The following is a 19623-nucleotide window of genomic DNA, read 5'->3' on the forward strand; positions in this document are numbered from 1 at the left end:
TCGTACCTCGCAAGGATGATTTTGTTTGAGTGATTAAAAGCGTTACATTTAGGATTATTCGATATGATTAGAATAAAATATGAAAAAATTATTAATTATTTTAACAACTCTTATCTCTTTTAAAACTGTTGCGCAACAAGTGGCAGACCCATTTCAAATCGGATTCAAATTAATAGATTCTGGCAACTATTTGGGCGCTAGAGACACCGTTTTAAAAATGAAGCAAAATTTCTATAAACAGAATCATCTTATAGAAGGCATTAGTGCACCAACCCTGGTTGATCAATCATTAGCTTTATTCGAATCTTTTTTAGGCGAAACATTGGATCTAAATTGGAAAAAAAGCAAGTTAAGGGCTACAAAAGGAGAACAAGTTAATTTTACTCCTGCAATTCCATATATAATAAATTATTGCGCAAATAAACAAGTTGTGATGATAAACGAAGATCATAACACTCCAAAGCATAGAATTTTAACTTATAATCTTTTAGATCAGTTTTATAAGATGGGGTTTAGATATCTGGCTGTTGAAGCTTTAGAAAGTAACCTGGCATATAAAAATTTAGGTTTCCCTCAAATTAATTCAGGTATGTATACCGCAGAGCCAAATATGGGTAACTTAATGAAAAGAGCAATAAAATTAGGTTTTAAGCTCATTCAATATGAAAGTAAAGATAGAACTGAATATACGGGAGACAGTGAATCATATTTGGATAATATTCGGGAAGTTAATCAGGCTAAAAATTTAAATGATATTTTACTAAAAGATCCTAAGGCAAAAATCCTTGTGCATGCTGGTCATGGGCACATCTGGGAAAAAGGTGGAAATATTATATTTATGGCTGAATATTTTAGAATTATATCCGGAATTGATCCGGTAACTATAAATCAGGCAATTAATAGCATGTATGAATTTAAGGAAAAACTTGATTCTACAATAAACTTAAAGCATACTGATGTTCCTTATATCGTTTTAGATAAGGATAAAAATCCCAGAGTTTCCGGAGGTGATGTTAAAGGAGCTTATGATATGTTAGTGACGTGGCCAACACCTCAGGAAAAATATGGCAGAAAAGATTATCTCCTTTCCAAAGAAGGAACTAAATTTTCCATCATAACAGTTACTAAAGAAGACGAAGGAAAGTTAGTGCAGATTATGGCATTGAATCCAAAAGATAATATCCCTTTAGATCAATTTATCGTTAAACATAAAATCTATAAATATGGCGTCGCCTTACAAGCTGGAGAGTATAATGTTCAGGTTGTTGATAATAATGGTCATATTATAAGAAAACATAAGATAAGTATTCTATAATGATTTAATTTTACTCGTCTATCCGTAGAGTTCCGCAGGACTCTACGGATGAATTAAATAAAAAGAGCTATCGGATCCCGCGCAGGCAGGAATCTTAAAGCGCTTGCATTACGATTATTCATAAGTTTCCCTTATTTCAAAGGCATTCATGAGCACTCCGTGGTTCCCAATCAACCCGATAGCTAGCTATCGGAATGGGAATGACGATCTCGCGCAGCCTAACATTTTGCCAAAAAGATCTGTCTTTTATATTGATTTTATGAAATAATTAACCCTACCATTGACGTTATTTCACAAATAATTAATAATCAATATTTTAACTACTTTAGCATTTCCACCCAGCTAGGCCATAGCACAGTATCCCCGTTCTACATAAATCCGGCCTAACAAATTTTTCGGGCTGCACTATTCTGGCCGAACAACTGGCTTTAAAAGAAAAATTTTCAGCCGGTGTTTTTTGTTTCTTTTTGACACCAAAAAGAAAGAGCCATTCGGCGGCGGCGAGCCGAGGCAAGACCGCGCCGTAGGACAAGAGAAGACAATTCTACGTCACTAATATTGATTTTTACACAAAAAATTATCCCTCAGGATGACAAATCTATATTTATGATACAACCTCTTTTTATTAAAAAGCATTTCACTATGCTAAAATCCTAAACAGCCGTTTATTGTTCCCTTTTACCCGGCCTGCTCCTACATTACTCACTAAGGGTATTACTAGAAGACTAACCACCCCATTTTTTTTGGCAATCCTTTATTTCATTTATGCCTTACCGGCAAACCACAATTCTGACGTTCCCGAACTTTGCTGGGCAGAGGCGGTTTCAATTCGGGTATAGCGATTCTATGTCAGGGCTTTAAAAATAAAAGCTAAAATTCAGCCTATTATTATCGAGCCGGAGTTGTTCCGCTCGCTGCATCCTACAACATCCAAAGCTTCAGGTTGTTGTCTCCAACCCAGAATATAGAAATGAGCCATAATCCAAAGTTGACACAGCATGAAGGCTATTAAATATTAACAGGCATTCCCATTATACTCCTTATATTTATTGTTTTTAAATAGTAAATAAAATAATTCTTTATGCCATGCCGCTAATCAAATGAACGGCGGGTTTTTGTCTGTAGAATTACCAAATCATGATATGAAGAAAAATAAGCTAAAATCGCCATCAAAGAAACTGATAAACAGGATTTATAGCCATTATTTATTTATTGCTTTTCTATTGTTCATGGTACGCCAACCGGCATTCGCCCAGGAGAAAAAAATGCCAGGTTATTGGATTTCTACAGCACAGCAGAGGGTAAACAAACCCAATACCTGGATAGCGTTTCGCCGGGATATCATGATAAAAAACAAACCGCTACAGGCCTTAACTACCATTGCTGCCGATACCAAATACTGGCTTTGGATAAACGGCAAACTTGTGGTATTTGAAGGTGGGCTAAAACGCGGGCCTAATCCTAAAGATACCTATTGCGATAAAGTAAACCTTGGGCCCTACCTAAAAAAAGGCAAGAACCAAATTGCTGTGCTACTTTGTTACTTCGGTAAAGATGGCTTTTCGCACGTAGGCAGCGGGCGTGCCGGTTTTTATTTTAGTATGAAGGCAAAGCAGGCAGAATTGAACAGTGACGATAAATGGCTGTGCAGCATTCATCCTGCTTACGGAGACACAGATGCCCCTTTACCCAATTTCCGCCTTGCGGAATCAAATATCCGTTTTGATGCCCGCAAAGATATTGCAGGCTGGCAAACGGCACCGTTAAATGCATTGCAGGGCTTTAGCGCTGCAGAAAAAATTGGCCTCCCTGGCGATGCACCCTGGAATAAACTGGTTGACCGACCTATACCCCAATGGAAAGACTTTGGTATAAAGGAAATTAAATTTGAACGCCATAAGGGGGCCAGCGCAGATACAATTGTAGGCGCTTTGCCCTACAATATGCAAATGACACCGATAATCTCGGTTCTAGATGATAAAGGAGGGCATTTAATTAACATTAATACCGACCATAGTGTAGCCGGGGGAACAAACAATATCAGGGCGGAGTATATCACTGCCAAAGGTTTTCAGGAATATGAATCGTACGGATGGTTAAACGGCGAGAAGATCCTGCTCATTGTTCCGAAAGGCGTTAAGGTAACATCAGTTAAATATCGCGAAACCGGCTATAATGCAGTGCCTGAGGGTGCTTTTGCATGCAGCGATGAGTTTTATAACCTGTTTTGGAAAAAGGCTAAGCGAACTTTATACCTTAACATGCGCGATAATTATTTTGATTGCCCCGACAGGGAACGTGCCCAATGGTGGGGCGATGCTGTTTTGTTGATGGGCGAAAGTTTTTATACCTATTCAACCTCTACACATGCATTGATGCGCAAAGCGATACGTGAGCTGGCGGCATGGCAGCGCCCCGGAGGAGAGTTATTTGCGCCAATTCCCGGTAATTTTAATCAGGAACTGCCCGACCAGATGCTTACCAGTATTGGCGAATACGGCTTTTGGAATTACTATATGAACACTGGCGACCGCAAGCTTATAGCAGACGTTTACCCCGCTGTAAAAAAGTACCTGGATTTATGGAAAACGGACGAAACCGGCCTTACCGTGTTACGTAAAGGCGGTTGGCTTTGGGGAGACTGGGGCGATAACAAAGACCTGAGGCTGATTATGGCCGGATGGCATTACCTTGCTTTAGACGGTGCCTCCAAAATGGCCGATGCGCTTGGGTATGATCAAGATGCCGCAGATTACCGGCAGGTTATGGCCCTTGTGAAGGCCGGATACAATAAATGCTGGGATGGGCACGCCTACCGCCATCCTTTGTACAATGAAAAAACAGATGACCGGGTGCAAGCCTTAGCGGTTATCGCGGGTATAGCCGATTCGTCAAAATATGCCGATATTTTATCATCGTTGAAAACAGAATTACATGCTAGCCCTTATATGGAAAAATATGTAATGGAGGCGCTTTTTGTGATGGGCGAGGGAAAATATGCCATGGACAGAACCAAAAAACGCTTTGCAGAAATGGTTAACAATCCTAACTATAGCACCTTGTTTGAAGGTTGGGGCATTGGCGAAAATGGATTTGGAGGTGGTACAACCAACCATGCCTGGAGCGGAGGGGCTCAAATCGTTATTGCGCAATATTTGTTTGGCGTTAAACCACTTGATGCCGGTTATAAAACTTTTTTGATAGCGCCCCAACCCGCCACTTTTACCTCAGCAACCCTTACCGTACCAACAATTAAAGGCCTGATCAGTACCTCATTTCAAAATAATGCCGATGGCTTTCGGATGAATGTTATTGTTCCGAAGGGTACAACAGCCATTGTAAGATTGCCCTCGGGCTCGAAGGTATATGTGAACAAGAAGTTACTGACTGAAAAAGACCTAAATGTTGATAAATTGCTGCAAAAAAACCACTTCACCACGTTTAAACTCGTTTCCGGGAAATATGTGATCGAACGGGAAAAATCTTTATGATGTGCTTAGTATGATATGGAGTATTTGGTTAGCCAAACAAAGTATCGTGCCATATCATTGATTGAAGAAAAGCTAAAAAGACAATAATCAACCCAAACATAAATACATTATAAGCTGCCCTTAATAACCTGTATTTTCTGCCGAGAACCACTCCTTGTACATATTCATCTTTAATAAGGCTTTGGTATAAAAAGTCATTATCGCACAATACATGAGTCATTCCTGCAGCATAATCATTCATCTTCATTCTGTAGAAATTTCCAAAAAAAAGAAGGTTTACTTTTTTAGTTGATAAATCTTTTGCCGTGAATTTGCCATTTGGAAGTGAAGGTCTGGTTGCCAGAATAGCGAGAATCAAGGTAATAAGGCTGGTGGCTAGTAGAATGAGCGATGGAATGATCAAATGAAGGGTATCCTTTAAACGTCCAATCCCAAGACTAACAATCGCTGATAGAATAATAGAGTTAACCGTAATCAGAATTTGTGCTTTATTATCCGCCATGTCACTTAGGCGGTGATCATTGCCAGCCGTGATTTTAATGAGCATTTCAATGGAAGATTTTAAATCAAAATCTGACACGGGTACTATATCTATTGATTTTTTCTCTTTATTCATATCTAGCAATGGTAAATTTTAAGGAATTTGGTTTTCTCACAAAGATATTAATCATTTTCAAAATGTTAACTGAAAGCGCTGACCTATCATATGCCTATTTTGGTAAGTAATTAAGCCATTTGATGAATTTTTATGACGCTTATATTGTACATCATTTGAATAGAAATAATCTATATTTTTCATTACTTCAAAGTTTCAATCCTTATCCTGGTCATATATATACAATTAGGGCAGCATTGAGTAAATATTCAATTCATTGATTTTTAAACCCATACACCATGACAACACATTACATCTAAAACAATATTTTTTTTGTATGCTCAAAATATTTAACTTTTATTTTGCCAATTGAACATTTTATGTACTTTTGTCTAAAATGAAGTTATCCAAAGAAGACCAAATCAGAGACGAAATTATCGCTGCCGCCATAGCGGTTTTTGAAAGCTATGGCTTTACCCGGGTATCAATGCAGGATATTTCCAAAGCAGGTAAAAAAGGACGCACTACTTTGTATTATTATTTCGGTAATAAAACAGAAGTTTTTGATGCAGTAGTAGAAAAATTATGCCTTCAGATATTTGATGCCTGCCAGGCGGTTATTGATCCCAATGCCTCAATGTCTACTAATTTGGAAAAATTTTACACCAAGAAATTACAGGAACTCAAATTGCTTACTAAAAGATATCATCTGGTATTAGAAGATTTAAAGCAACAACCCGAGCTTGCCGCCGCTAAAACCAGGGTTTTACTTGAGAAAGAAGGCAGTGTACTTTACAAGTTGATCAGATGGGCAGTTGAGAAAAAAGAAATTGCGGAACTCAGCGAGGCTGATAGTTATTTTCTTGCTGAAACAATTGTAACCGCATTCAAAAGCTTTGAGCATGAAATCATCTTGTTTAACCGGTTTCCCGATATGGAAGCCAAACTGTCCTGGATTTCACAAATTTTTTGCAAAGGATTGAAATAATTTTTTTTGATTAAAAATAGACAAAAACACATAAACTGTTCAAATGATTAAAATATGAAACCTATCTCATCAATTTTTACAGCCGCTACCGTAGCGCTACTTTTCACTGGATGTTCCGAGCACAAAGAGTCTGGCAAAATGCCTGACACGATCAATGTTAAAACGATTAATTTAAGCAAGCAACAGGGAGGATCCTCCGATCAGATAATTTATAGCGGAACTTTGCAGGCCGACAAAATGATCGATTTGAGTTTCCAGGTTTCCGGCACCATTAATTCATTCCCGGTACAAGCCGGAGATTATATAAAAAAAGGCCAGTTAGTGGCCACCGTAGATGAAACTACTTACCGTAATCAATATAATGCACAATTAGCCCAGGTTAAACTGGCTGAAGAAAACTATAACCGTATTCTTTCTGTATTTAAGAAAGGCAGCATAGCAGAAATTAAAATGCTGGAGGCCAAATCAAATCTAGACCAGGCGGCATCTGCTGCAAAGGCAACTTATCAAAATATTGCGCACACCAGGCTATACGCTCCTCAAAGCGGGTATGCGGGCGACAAAAAAACAGAAGCAGGTGCTATTGCTAGTCCCGGATTACCTGTGTTGCAGTTACTGGATACACGTTCGGTAAATGTTTTAGTAGCTGTTCCTGAAAATGAAATCAACCTATATCATCAGGGTGATCATGCATCTGTCACCATAGAGGCCATGGGTAATACTCCGGTAGAGGGTCATATTGCAGAAGTAGGTGTCATGGCCCTCAATAGTAGTGCAAACTACACGGTCAAAGTAAAACTGGCCAATTCCAGTCAGAATTTAAAACCGGGCATGCTCTGCAAGGTGGTATTCCGCCCTTCTCAAACTAAATCATTGTCTGCTAAAACAGTTGAACAGCAATTGATCATTCCTGCCCAGGCCGTACAAGTAGATGAGCAAGGCCGTAATTATGTATATACCGTTAACCCGCAACATAAAGCGCAACGGAAAGAGGTTAAAACCGGTTTACTCTATAATAATGGATTGGCAATTACCAGTGGTTTAACTGGTAATGAAGAACTGATTACTTCCGGTTACCAAAAGCTGGCAGATCAGTCTCCCGTTAAAATCATCCAATAAATCAGCCCCCCATGAAAAAGAAAGAAAACATGATTGAGTGGGCCATGCGCTACCATGTGCTGCCCCTTACCCTAGCTGCTGTACTATTTTTACTGGGTATCCTTGCCCTGTTCAATATGCCACGCAATGAATTTCCCGATTTTACGATCAGGCAGGGCGTAATTGTTGGCCTTTACCCGGGCGCATCATCCAACCAGGTAGAAGAACAAATGACCAAAAAAGTTGAGGAATACCTTTTTAGTAATAATGAGGTGAATAAAACCAAAACCTACTCTTATTCACGCGATGGCGTAATGTATATTTTTGTTGAAGTATCTGATAAAGTGAGCGGTGCTGAGGCCAAAGCTTTTTGGAATAAGATTAAGAATGGCATGCTCCTTTTACAGGGGCAGTTACCGAAAGAGGTGAAAGGTTTTTATGTGAACAGCGATTTTGGTTCTACCTCCGCTTTACTGCTGGCGGTAGAATCACCCACCCGGCCTTATAAAGAACTACTGCGAAATGTAGAAGACATTGAAGCTGAATTACGCCGGGTTAAAGACGTGGCCAAAATATCACACACGGGTAACCTGAACGAGCAAATCGGTATTTATGTTGATAACAATAAACTGCTTCAAAATGGAGTTACGGCTGGTAACATTAAGGAAGTATTGCAAAATGAGGGTGCCATTAGTGCTGCGGGCACCGAAGATGGAAAAATAATCGATCGACCAATACATCTGACCAGTTTTTATAAAACGGAGTCAGACCTTGCCGGGCAGATTATCAAGCGTGATGATAAAGGTAATTCCATACGGCTCCGTGATGTAGCCACCATCAGGCGGGAATATGGTGACCCTGACAGCTATGTAACATCGAATGGCACCAAAAGCATCATTATTTCGCTGGAAATGGTGACCGGTAAAAATATCGTACATTTTGGCAAGGAACTGGAAGAGCGGCTGGCAAAAGTGAGTGCACATTTGCCGCCGGATATTAAACTGGTTAAACTAGCCAATCAGCCGGAAGTGGTTGATGAATCCATTGCCCACTTTATGAAGGAGTTCGCTTTTGCCTTAATTGGTGTCGTGGTTGTAGCTTTATTGTTATTACCGTTGCGGGTAGCAGCTGTAGCAGCGGCAACCATTCCAATTACGATTGCGGCAACACTGGGCATTATGTACCTGGCGGGGATAGAACTGGATACGGTAACACTGGCAGCGCTTATTGTGGTACTGGGAATCGTTGTTGATGATCCAATTGTAGTTATAGATAACCATGTAGAAAAGCTGGATCATGGGATGTCTTTCTGGGATGCAGCCAAAAGCAGTGCGGAGGAACTTTTCCCTTCGGTATTTACAGCTACGCTTGCCATTTCAGCCACATTCTTCCCGCTGATGTTTTTTATGACGGGAACCGCAAAAGACTTTATCAGTGTCTTCCCGGTTACCATCATTATTGCCTTAACCTTATCCCTGGTGATATCAATGTTATTGGTGCCATTTTTTAATACGCTTTTCATTAAAAAGGGGTTGCATAACGAAAATAAAAAGCAAGACCATAAATCAATGCTGGACAGGCTACAACTGTTTTTTAATAAACATATCGGCAATTCAGTTAAACATTACAAACTTACCATACTCTTCGGCGTGCTGTCCGTTGTATTCGGTGTCATCATCATGGGCATACTCCCCCAGCAATTATTCCCTAAAGTAGAACGTAATCAATTTGCTGTGGAGATTTACCTGCCCAGTGGTTACAGCCTTAACCAAACGGATAGTGTGGTTAAAAACATGGAACGTATCATGCATCAGGATAAACGGGTGGTAAATTATACCAGTTTTATTGGTAACAGTTCACCACGTTTTCACATGGTTTACGCCCCTAACCTCGCCGCTAAAAATTATGCGCAAATATTGGTCAATACAGCATCTGAAGGCGCCACGGAAGAAGTGATCAAGGATTATCAGCAAAAATACAGCAATGTGTTCCCATCTGCTTATGTAAGGATGAAACAACTGAACATGGTTAGTTCATCTGCGCCGATTGAAGTTCGTATATCAGGCAACAATATTGACGATCTTAAAGCGGTAGGTAAAAAGGTGATTGCCATAGGTAATAGGCATAAAAAAGTGATCTGGACCAGGACGGACTATGACCAAATGGAGGAAGGGATAAAACTCAATGTGAAAAGCCAGGAACTGGCGCGCCTTGGTTTAACTAAGAGCGATGTGGCCAACACCGTGGCCATGCACACCGAGGGTGTTGATGCTACGCGACTTTGGGAAGGTAACTATCAGATTGATGTGAAAATTAAAACACCCAAAACATCCAGAATGAATGTATCCAACCTGCTGGATCTCAATATACCTTCCCAGCAAACAAAAACAGTGGTACCGCTTAGACAGGTGGCCGATATTGCGCCGGAATGGAATGACGGACAGGTGGTGAGGCGGAACAGCATCCGCACACTAACTGTACGGATGGACATTGTTCCGGATGCTGTTGCCAATAACGTGCTGACGGAATTACAGCCAGATATCACCAAAATTAAATTGCCGCAGGATATTGAAATCTCCTATGGCGGTGAACTGGAACTGCAAAGTGAAAACATGGGCCCTATGGGAATTTCCTTACTCATGAGCGTCATTCTGATCTTTTTGATTTTGCTCTGGCATTTCAAGCACCTTAAGCACGCAGTGCTCAGTATTACCACTATGCCACTCAGTCTGCTTGGCGCATCATTCGGATTATTGGTAACTGGCTATCCATTCGGTTTTACCTCTTTTCTAGGACTATTGGCCTTATGCGGTATTGTGGTGCGTAATGGTATTATCCTGATCGATCATGCCGAAGAACTCAGGATTCATGAAGGAAAAACGGTGTTGCAGGCCGGTATTTTATCAGCCGAACGCCGTATGCGGCCCATATTCCTAACTTCTACGGCCGCAGCAGTTGGTGTTACACCTATGATCATCAGCCGCTCCTCTTTATGGGGACCATTAGGCACTGTGATCTGCTTTGGGCTAATGGTTTCCATGGTATTAACCCTTTTTGTTTTACCAACGCTTTACTGGCTGTTCTTCCGCAAAGAAGATGAAAAGGTAGAAGAAACAAATCACCAAACCGCGTAATCCTTAAAATTGATTATTATGAAATTCCTCTTTTTATCCATCATATATCTGGGTTTGGCATATACCGCCACCGCTCAGCATATTGTGTCACTTGAGCAAAGCAGGCAAGCCGCTTTAGCATACAGTACCGCGATCAAAAACGGGCAGCTTAAAGTAAGCTCGGCAGACTTCGGACTAGTTGCAGCCAAATCTTCCTATCTCCCATCTGTTAGCGGTACTGGCCTGGGCTTGTATGGCTTCAAAGATTTGGTACCGGCTATTCCGGGCATATTGAACAAAGGCATCAACAATTTCTACCTGGTAGGTGTAACAGCCACCCAGCCCATTTACGCAGGCGGTAAAATTGAAACCGGTTATCGGCTAGCTGCTTTACAGCAAGAAACCAGTAAAATAATGGCCCGGCAATCTGTTGATTCGGTATTACTGCTCACTACGCAAAAATACTGGAACCTGGTAAACTTGCAGGAGCAGGAAAAAACGCTGGCGGCTAATGAATTGCTGCTGAATAATGTGCTGAAAATGCAAAAGGATATGCTGGCTTCAGGAATGATTGCCCGCAATGACCTGCTGAAAGTAAAAGTTCAACTCAGTCAGCTAATTGTTAACCGGAGCAAATTGCAAAACGGGCGGCGACTGGCCTTGTTTGATTTTTCAATATACACTGGCATGCAATATGATTCATTGATGGTGATGCAAGATACGCTGGACAAGGTAAATGAACCATTGCTTCCTGGTGGAACAGCGGACACCACACTTTCTGGCATAGCCAATTACCAGTTACTGCTCAAACAGGTGCAGGCTGAAGGTCTGCAAACCAAATTAAGTAAAGCAGATTATTTGCCGAGTTTATCTGTCGGGCTGAGTGCTTCGCAGGCAGGCTCATTTAATAAGACAATAGGCAGTACTTTTGTACCGGCAGCCCTGGCTACCCTGAGCATTCCTATTTCAGACGGTTTATGGGGGCATGCGAAACAAAAGGTAAAACAGAGAAAGATTAGCGAACAAATTGCTCAAAACAATTTAAGAGATGGAAGCGATCAGCTGCAGGTAGGTATTCTGAAATACTGGTACGATATGAAAGATGAACTGACGCAGATCCGCTACGCCAAAGAGAACTTGTTACAGGCCACAGAAAATCTGAAAGTAAATCAGGATAACTATAAAGCAGGATTAAGTACAGCAACTGATGTTTTGGATGCCCAGGCATTTTATCAACAGGCTGCATTAACATTAAATACCGCTTATTCGGATTTTCAAGTGAAAAAAGCTGCATATGAATATGCAACAGGTAAAATTAATAGTAAATAAGTTTTATTCATCATAGCTAACCCGATGGAAATATTTAGGAAAACGGAATATCGTGTTCAAATAGCCGAAAACGCAATTAGGGTAATTAGCCAATACAGTATTGAACAGGTGTCTTGTAAACTCATCTCGGCTATTACAAAAGTTAGTGTAAACACAATTATTGATCATTTTGACAATTTGAATAATCTGATCGCCTTTTGCCTTGTGCAGAGTTTTGATGGTTTAGCCAAAAATTTATCAAAAGATATTAAAGAGAGGCGCAATAATATGAATGGTATGGAAGCCTTTTGGATAACATTAGTGGAGTTTAATAGGACTCATTACCATAAAGGGCGGCTAATAGCCGCTTACCTTAAGGCTCCTGCTTCGTATCCGTTGGTGCAGGTAAAGCATTGCCTTGCAAATTCCCTTAATCATAAGTTTGAAAAGACTGAGCATATCTTAAAAAGATGCAATGGTGATATTAGGTTTATCGCATTTGCGTACCTGTTTCAAATGGCAAATAAGGTATCGAATGATCTGGCCAATTCTGTAGAAAGGCATAGACAACTTTTCATATCAGATTTCTACAATGAGCATGTGGCATATGAGCTCAACAGGTTTACTAAACTCCCCATAAGCTAACCATAAAATGAAAATGATGACGAGAATTATAGTTGTAGGCGGCGGATTCGCCGGAATTAATCTGATAAAAGGACTGGCTGGTAAAAAAGGGATTGAAGTAGTATTAGTAGATAAGAATAATTATCATTTTTTTCCGCCGCTCCTGTACCAGGTAGCCACCGCATTTATTGAGCCATCCAACATCACCTACCCTTTTCGAAAAATGTTTCAGGGAAAACAAAATGTGCGCTTCTATAATGGAACATTGCTAAGTGTTGATGATGAGGAAAAACAAATCATCACCGATAGCGGGAGGCTCAACTATGACTTTTTAGTGTTGGCCATGGGTACCGAAACCAATTTCTACGGCCTGGAAACCTTGAAAACGAAAGCTTTGCCAATCAAAACAATTGAAGATGCGCTGTATCTGCGCAATCATTTGTTAATGAATATGGAAAAAGCCGTTAAAACAACCAACCCGCAAGAACGGACCAAGCTGCTTAACCTTGTTATTGCAGGAGGCGGGCCAACCGGTGTTGAATTGGCCGGCATGGCAGGCGAAATGAGCAAAAGTATTTTTCGCAAAGATTATCCTGAACTGGGTGAAGCTGCAGGAAACATCTACCTGGTAGGTTCAGGAGATAAACTGTTAGGCCCCATGAGCAAAAAGGCACAACAGGAATCTTATAAACAATTGTTTAAATTAGGGATTCAAATCAAATTGGGGGTGGCTGTTCAGGATTATATGAATGACGAGGTGATCCTTTCCAACGGGGAAAAGATCAGTACCTGTTCCCTTATCTGGGCATCGGGAGTTGTCGCAGCCAATGTGAACGGTTTGCCTGATGAATCCAGGGGTCGGGGAGGAAGATTAAAGGTTGATGAATATAACAGCATTTCAGGGATTGATAGCATTTTCGCCATTGGTGACATCTGCTGTCAAACTACAGACAAACATTATCCTGAAGGTCATCCGCAACTGGCACAGGTGGCCATACAGCAGGGTGAGTTACTTGCAGCTAACCTGGTGAATTTGACAGATAATAAAAGGATGAAGCCTTTCACCTATGTAAACAAAGGAAGTATGGCTATTATCACTAAATATCATGCCGTTGTAGACCTTCCATTTGGTTCTTTTAAGGGCTACTTCGCCTGGCTAACCTGGCTGTTCGTACACATCATACCTATAGCAGGGTTCAGGAACAAGGCAAAACTGGCATACAACTGGATTTGGAGTTTTCTAACGAATGATCCCAACCTGCGATTGATTATACGCGCAAAAAAGGACCTTTAAACATCATAGTATAAATTACAGCAATCACTGTTTATGCTGATGCCTTAGTTATATCTTAATTCACTAAATTATGCGCACCCATACGTTTTCATTTCATTCCAATCCAACGATTGATCGTTTGATAAAGAGCGATTTTTCATTCAGGCCACTCGAAAACTACCTGAAAAAATTAAACCGCTCTTCACCGATTAGAATGAGAATGATAGATGAGCTGATTGAAACGCTGCAACCATATTTAACTGGTAACAAGGACAATTCGCCCTTGCTTCCCGGCACTGACGACCAATCCTTATTTGATTTAATTTACCTGGCACTGAACCCGTTACTTGCAGATGAACGTAATTGTTTTTTGGCAATAGCCTCGCCATTGCCGGGGAAAATACATTATTGTACAGACGCATTTAATGATCTTTTTAAAAATGGTATGGCAAAAGCAAAAAGCGTTGGCGGTACAGATCCGGAAGTAAATTTGTTAAATGAATATAAGAATTATATCTACCGCCTGATTTTAAGCCAATGTTATCACTTTTCCTTTCAGATACTGGAACCAGGACATTATACCTATACTAACCCTGAAACCGGGCTGGAAGAATATTACAAGGTAAATATAGATACCAGATTCATAGAGGTGGTGGTTACAGGTGAGTTGCCTGATGTCACGATGGATAGTATCATCAATGCCGGCCCTGCCCGCATAGACCCATTAACAATACTGGAAAAGATTTTACCATTGCACTTTTTTAAACTATCCGGTTTTGCCGTAATTACGCTGGAAAACATTACTGATACCTTCGCAATTGATCAAATCAGAAACGAACTTGTAAACCATGAAAACGAAGATCACATCTACCAGCAGGTGATTAAAAGTTTAAGTGTCCTATCCGGCAACAATGCTGTCCATTTTAGTTTAAAACCTTTGACCAGATTAAACAATGAGACAATTGTGGATATCAACCCGAAAATACACAGTTTCATGATGGATTTAGCCGAACAATTTGAAGACGAAATAATGCTTCAATCACTCTTCAGGGGCTACCAGGAAAATCCGGTTACGTATTACTTTTCTTCAGCCAATAATGCTGGAAACAATTTTGAAATTCCGATTCATGATCTTTTGGAATCAAAAAAAGTTAAAGTATATGCTTGTCTGCCGCTACTTTTCAAACAAAAGGTTGTTGGCATTTTGGAAATATATGCTTTCAAAGAGGTATTATTCTTTGAAAACATCCTGGCGAAAATAGCCGTAGCATTGCCCTTACTCAGCCAGTTAACAAAAAATAGTGCCGATCACTTTTCAGATCAGATCAATGATGTTGTGCGGCAACACTTCACTGTTCTGCAACCGGCCGTCCTGTGGAAATTCCATCTTGCGGCCTGGAATTACCTGCAAAAAGAGCAGAACATGGAAGCCGGAGCCGCCATAGAATCTATCACATTTGATGACGTTTATGCTATTTATGGCGCAATTGACATCAAAGATTCTACACTAAAACGTAATGAGGCACTATTGAAGGACATTCATAACATGCTGGATGAATCCATAAGCATATCAAACAAGCTGATCATTGCCGGGTATCCTGCCGAAAAGATTAAAACATCATGTGTTAAATTCAAATCCAAATACCAGCATGCGGTTACCTTAAAGGACGAAATAGCTATTTTAACCTTTCTACGCCTTTATTTGAAACCACTCTTAATGCCCCTGGCAGAAGAAGAGCCGGATTATCTGGCTTATGCTAACGCTTATCTGGAACAGGTTGATAATGGAAATGGCAAAAGCCATGTTAACCGTAACATTTTAGAGCAAAAAATCGGGCAGTTAAATGAGGATATAACGGGATTTATGGCAGGGATGATCGGGGATTTGCAGCAGCTACATCCTGGCTACATTAAAACATTTAGAACTGACGGAGTAGAAAGTGATATTTACATCGGTCAATCCATTACACCGAGGTTAAATTTAGATGGCGGTAAAATCCGGGCATATCGGGCTTTGCAGCTTCGTTATATGGCATTGATTGCAAAGTATACCAATCAAATGTCACTGCTATCCCCCTCTGCGCTAACCACTACACAACTCATCTTTGCACCCGGCACACCCATTACCATTACTTTCCGTAATGATGAAAAGCGGTTTGATGTGGAAGGAGCAGATAACATCAATTATGAAATAATTAAAAAGCGAATCGATAAGATATGCATTAAAGGAAAAACCGAAAGGTTGAATCAACCCGGTAAAATTGCTATTGTATATCAGGATGATGACATTAAAACGGAGTATTTGCATCTCATAAGCGTATTACACGAAGAAGGGATCTTGCGTGAAAATGTGGAGGTTTTGCACCTGGAAGACTTGAAAGATGTTTTTGGCTTAATGGCGATCCGGGTAGAGATTTAAAATTTAGTGCCAAAGGAAATTGATTAAAAACATACAGACGGCAAATAAGGAGAAACTTTTTCACCTAATCAATTATGCTAAAATCCCGAACAGCCGTTTATTGCCTTTTTTACCCGGCCTGCTCCGACACAGCTGTACACCAACAATACCTTACGGCAACTCTCTCCTTACCTCTTATTGAGTTATTGTTTACCCGCCAATCCGAAGCAAGGTAAATCTTTGACCTACCTGATCTACAACAAGGCTACAACTCAACCGAAGTAAGGGTGAAGTAGTGTGCAAGCAAGCCATACGCTAACCTGGCCGGAAGGCGGCTTAAACGTGGGGTAAATGTGGCGTGAAGGTGGAATTTGGATATTTTTTTTGGGAGATTTTTAATCAGATGGATTAAACTGGGTGATTACCCCTTTTGGTTATGCTAAGATACGAAAATTATGGCTAGCCGGAATGGAGTTATTGAAATTAGCGGGCAAACGGGACTTTGTTTTTTTACAAACGCGGAATTAAGACTATGTTGAGAAAGGTGAAATTTTAACTTCTAAAATTTTAGAATTTTTCAGTTACCTAAAGAAATACTCCTTTAAATGATCAAAAACTCTAATCAAAAACCCGAATATTGATTTGATTAGTGAAATGAGTTTATGATAATCATTAATTAAAAAATAAATTCTTAGAAGCCGTATAACGGATTTGACCTTAATGTTTCCAAGCGTTGCTTATTATCAGCTATTGAGGGAAGTGATAAAACTGTGGGCAACTGTTGTTAATTTTTTAATTACGTAAATGAAAAATCTTGATCTTTACTATATTTATGAAAAAAAGAAAAATGAAGGATTGGTTTAGGCAAAATCGTACACACTTTTTAATCGGAACCCTGTTTATAGCTATATGTTTTGTTTATTTCAATCCATCGTTTTTAGGTAAATCACTCGGACAGAACGACGTGACAAGAGCACAGTCTACCCAGACCGAAATCAACGAGTATAAGAAGAAAGGTGAAACTATCCTGTGGACAAATCAAATACATGCAGGAATGCCAACATTTCAAATTTGGGCGCCATATCCTAATAATGTAACCACATGGATTGTAAATGCCATCAACTATACTTTTCCAAAACCAACAGGAACTGTTTTGCTTTTAATGTTTGGAACCTATCTGCTTTTTTCAGTGCTTAAGCTTAAGCCATGGTTAGCAGGCCTTGGTGCACTGGCCTTTACTTTTTCATCGTACAATATCATTCTGCTGGCCGCCGGGCATGCTAATCAGGTATTTGCTATCGCTTTTTTTGGTCCCGTAATCGCGGGTATTATTTTGATCTTCCGAAAAGAGTACTTATTAGGTACTGCATTAGCTGCTTTGTTTATTGCACTGGAGATTAGGGCGAACCATCTCCAAATGACCTATTACCTAATGCTTGCCCTTTTGATGTTTGTTATTTTGGAAGCATATCACGCATTTAAGACCAAATACACGAAGGACTTCTTCAAATCAATTGGATGTGCAGCATTCGCAACTTTATTAGCGGTTACGGTAAACGCCTCTTCACTGTGGAGTACCTATGACTATGGTAAAGAAACCATTCGTGGTAAGTCAAATCTTACACAACAGAATACAGAACCAAATACCGGATTACCAAAAGACTACGCATATCAATGGAGCCAAGGGGTAAAGGAATGCCTCACTTTCTTAATTCCCAATGCATACGGGGGAAGTTCAAGAGGGCATGCAAATCCTGAATCAAATGTTGCAAGAACTTTAATTGGTTTAGGAGCTGCAAAAGATCAAGCTGCGAATATTTCAGGTAGTTTATCGCTGTATTGGGGTGACAAACCTTTCACGGAGGGGCCATTTTATTTTGGTGCTTCAATATGTTTTTTATTTACACTCGGATTATTGATTGTGCAAGGCCGTATGAAATGGTGGCTCTTGGCAGTCATCATTTTGACCATGCTGCTATCATTTGGCAGAAACTGGCCTTTTCTTTCGGACCTTTTCTTTGATTATTTTCCATTATATAACAAATTTCGAGCGGTTGAGTCAATTCTTGCTTTGGGATCCTTATGCTTTATAATGTTAGCATTACTGGCTATTAACGAAGTTACAATTAATTTTGACAAGCTGATTCTACTTAGAAAGTCTAAGATAGCATTAGCTGTAACTGGCAGTTTATGTTTATTGATCTTAGTCATACCTGATTTAATTTTATCTTTCAAAACCAACGATCATATCAATTTTATAGCTCAGATAAAGCAAGCATATGGTGTTGATAATGATATAGCTCAATCTATTGGAAATGCTCTTATTGCTGATAGAAAAGCAGCTGCACAGTCTGATGCCTTTAGGTCATTAATATTTATTTTAATAGGATTCGGATTATTATGGGCATACCTCAAAAATAAGTTAGCTGTTACATCATTTTCAGTTGCTATGTTATTCGTTGTATTAATTGATTTATGGAGTGTTGATAAAAGATACTTAAGTGATGAAAATTTTACCGCGCAAGTAGACGTAGAGTTACCTCAACTTCGGGAGGTTGATAAACAGATTAGACTAGACAGCGATCCAAACTACAAAGTGATTGATTTAACGCAAAATATCTTGAGTGATAGCAATACACCTTACTTTCACAAATCAATCGGTGGGTATTCTGCAGTAAGATTGAAAAGATTTGAGGAATTAATTGCAGTTAATTTTAGTGAAACGATCAACTTAAACATACTTGGAATGCTAAATACGAAATATATCATCACTGCCGTAGACAAATCCCCACTACTTAAAAGCGAATTGAACCCATCAGCTTGTGGTCATGCATGGTTTGTGAGCAACGTTAAATATGTTAAAAATGCTGATCAGGAAATGGCTGCCATAAAAAACTTCTCACCAAAGAATGAAGCTATCGTTCACGAGGAATTTAAACACCAAATTAGCCTAAAATCCTGGTTGCCGACTCTAAGTAAAGGCATTATAAAATTGGTAAGTTATTCACCAGATCATCTGGTTTATCAAAGTTCTTCCACATCCGCAAACATTGCAATATTTTCTGAAATATATTACGCCAAAGGATGGAAAATGTTAATTGACGGGGTTGAAAAGCCGTATTTTAGGGCAAATTATATCTTGAGAGCAGCACAAATTCCTGCTGGCAATCATAATATTGAGTTTGTGTTTCACCCTAATTCATACTATACAGGCGAAAAAATATCGTTAGCAGGCTCTTTTTTACTTATGATTTTATTAGTTGGTGTAAGCGTCAAGGGGGTTAGCCGAACAAAATATATCAAGATTGAAAAAAAAGATGAACAAAATTAATTTCAAAACCGGATTAATACCATGCATTTAGTTTAGAATTAATTTTTGAGTAACACCTTTTTAGTGTAATAATCTTTCTAAAAGTATAA

General features: G+C 39.6%; 11 protein-coding genes. 10 read left to right on the forward strand and 1 reads right to left on the reverse strand.

From position 1 onward, the window contains the following. The first annotated feature begins 79 nt into the window (after positions 1 to 79). Positions 80 to 1315 carry a hypothetical protein gene (locus tag KYH19_RS11270; RefSeq protein WP_219078772.1) on the forward strand — a complete coding sequence of 412 codons (1236 nt, stop codon included), beginning with the start codon at positions 80 to 82 and terminating at the stop codon, positions 1313 to 1315. A gap of 1142 nt (positions 1316 to 2457) precedes the next feature. Next, the gene (locus tag KYH19_RS11275) at positions 2458 to 4806 is read left to right on the forward strand and encodes an alpha-L-rhamnosidase C-terminal domain-containing protein (RefSeq protein WP_219078773.1); all 2349 of its coding nucleotides are present in this window, start codon (positions 2458 to 2460) and stop codon (positions 4804 to 4806) included. Between the two features lie 28 nt (positions 4807 to 4834). Here KYH19_RS11275 and KYH19_RS11280 read toward each other — a convergent pair whose 3' ends face one another. Continuing rightward, positions 4835 to 5422, reverse strand: a complete 588-nt coding sequence (locus KYH19_RS11280; RefSeq protein ID WP_219078774.1) for a Pycsar system effector family protein — start codon at positions 5420 to 5422, stop codon at positions 4835 to 4837. Positions 5423 to 5798: 376 nt separating this feature from the next. Between KYH19_RS11280 and KYH19_RS11285 the strand changes: the two genes are divergently transcribed. The 8 genes from KYH19_RS11285 (at position 5799) to KYH19_RS11320 (ending at position 19534) form a co-directional block, all read left to right on the forward strand. Further along, complete coding sequence (locus tag KYH19_RS11285; RefSeq protein WP_219078775.1) at positions 5799 to 6389, forward strand: TetR/AcrR family transcriptional regulator; 591 nt, start codon at positions 5799 to 5801, stop codon at positions 6387 to 6389. A 54-nt stretch (positions 6390 to 6443) separates the two neighbouring features. After that, complete coding sequence (locus KYH19_RS11290) at positions 6444 to 7508, forward strand: efflux RND transporter periplasmic adaptor subunit (protein ID WP_219078776.1); 1065 nt, start codon at positions 6444 to 6446, stop codon at positions 7506 to 7508. An 11-nt stretch (positions 7509 to 7519) separates the two neighbouring features. Next, on the forward strand, positions 7520 to 10621 hold the full coding sequence (locus KYH19_RS11295; protein WP_219078777.1) for an efflux RND transporter permease subunit: 3102 nt from the start codon (positions 7520 to 7522) through the stop codon (positions 10619 to 10621). Between the two features lie 18 nt (positions 10622 to 10639). Beyond that, entirely contained in the window at positions 10640 to 11929 is a 1290-nt protein-coding gene (locus KYH19_RS11300) for a TolC family protein (RefSeq protein WP_219078778.1), read from the forward strand. Between the two features lie 24 nt (positions 11930 to 11953). Further along, positions 11954 to 12553, forward strand: a complete 600-nt coding sequence (locus KYH19_RS11305) for a hypothetical protein (protein ID WP_219078779.1) — start codon at positions 11954 to 11956, stop codon at positions 12551 to 12553. 16 nt (positions 12554 to 12569) lie between these two features. After that, positions 12570 to 13826, forward strand: a complete 1257-nt coding sequence (locus KYH19_RS11310; RefSeq protein WP_255562625.1) for an NAD(P)/FAD-dependent oxidoreductase — start codon at positions 12570 to 12572, stop codon at positions 13824 to 13826. 70 nt (positions 13827 to 13896) lie between these two features. Continuing rightward, complete coding sequence (locus KYH19_RS11315; RefSeq protein WP_219078781.1) at positions 13897 to 16224, forward strand: hypothetical protein; 2328 nt, start codon at positions 13897 to 13899, stop codon at positions 16222 to 16224. Positions 16225 to 17035: 811 nt separating this feature from the next. Beyond that, positions 17036 to 19534, forward strand: a complete 2499-nt coding sequence (locus tag KYH19_RS11320; protein ID WP_255562626.1) for a YfhO family protein — start codon at positions 17036 to 17038, stop codon at positions 19532 to 19534. Positions 19535 to 19623: the final 89 nt, after the last annotated feature.

The sequence above is a fragment of the Pedobacter sp. D749 genome (assembly GCF_019317285.1).
GTDB lineage: Bacteria > Bacteroidota > Bacteroidia > Sphingobacteriales > Sphingobacteriaceae > Pedobacter.

Coding starts and splice junctions, on each gene's coding strand:
- KYH19_RS11270 (WP_219078772.1), top strand. CDS start 80: ATGAAAAAATTATTAATTATTTTAACAACTCTTATCTCTTTTAAAACT.
- KYH19_RS11285 (WP_219078775.1), top strand. CDS start 5,799: ATGAAGTTATCCAAAGAAGACCAAATCAGAGACGAAATTATCGCTGCC.
- KYH19_RS11300 (WP_219078778.1), top strand. CDS start 10,640: ATGAAATTCCTCTTTTTATCCATCATATATCTGGGTTTGGCATATACC.
- KYH19_RS11280 (WP_219078774.1), bottom strand. CDS start 5,422: ATGAATAAAGAGAAAAAATCAATAGATATAGTACCCGTGTCAGATTTT.
- KYH19_RS11315 (WP_219078781.1), top strand. CDS start 13,897: ATGCGCACCCATACGTTTTCATTTCATTCCAATCCAACGATTGATCGT.
- KYH19_RS11310 (WP_255562625.1), top strand. CDS start 12,570: ATGACGAGAATTATAGTTGTAGGCGGCGGATTCGCCGGAATTAATCTG.
- KYH19_RS11290 (WP_219078776.1), top strand. CDS start 6,444: ATGAAACCTATCTCATCAATTTTTACAGCCGCTACCGTAGCGCTACTT.
- KYH19_RS11275 (WP_219078773.1), top strand. CDS start 2,458: ATGAAGAAAAATAAGCTAAAATCGCCATCAAAGAAACTGATAAACAGG.
- KYH19_RS11320 (WP_255562626.1), top strand. CDS start 17,036: ATGAAAAAAAGAAAAATGAAGGATTGGTTTAGGCAAAATCGTACACAC.
- KYH19_RS11295 (WP_219078777.1), top strand. CDS start 7,520: ATGAAAAAGAAAGAAAACATGATTGAGTGGGCCATGCGCTACCATGTG.
- KYH19_RS11305 (WP_219078779.1), top strand. CDS start 11,954: ATGGAAATATTTAGGAAAACGGAATATCGTGTTCAAATAGCCGAAAAC.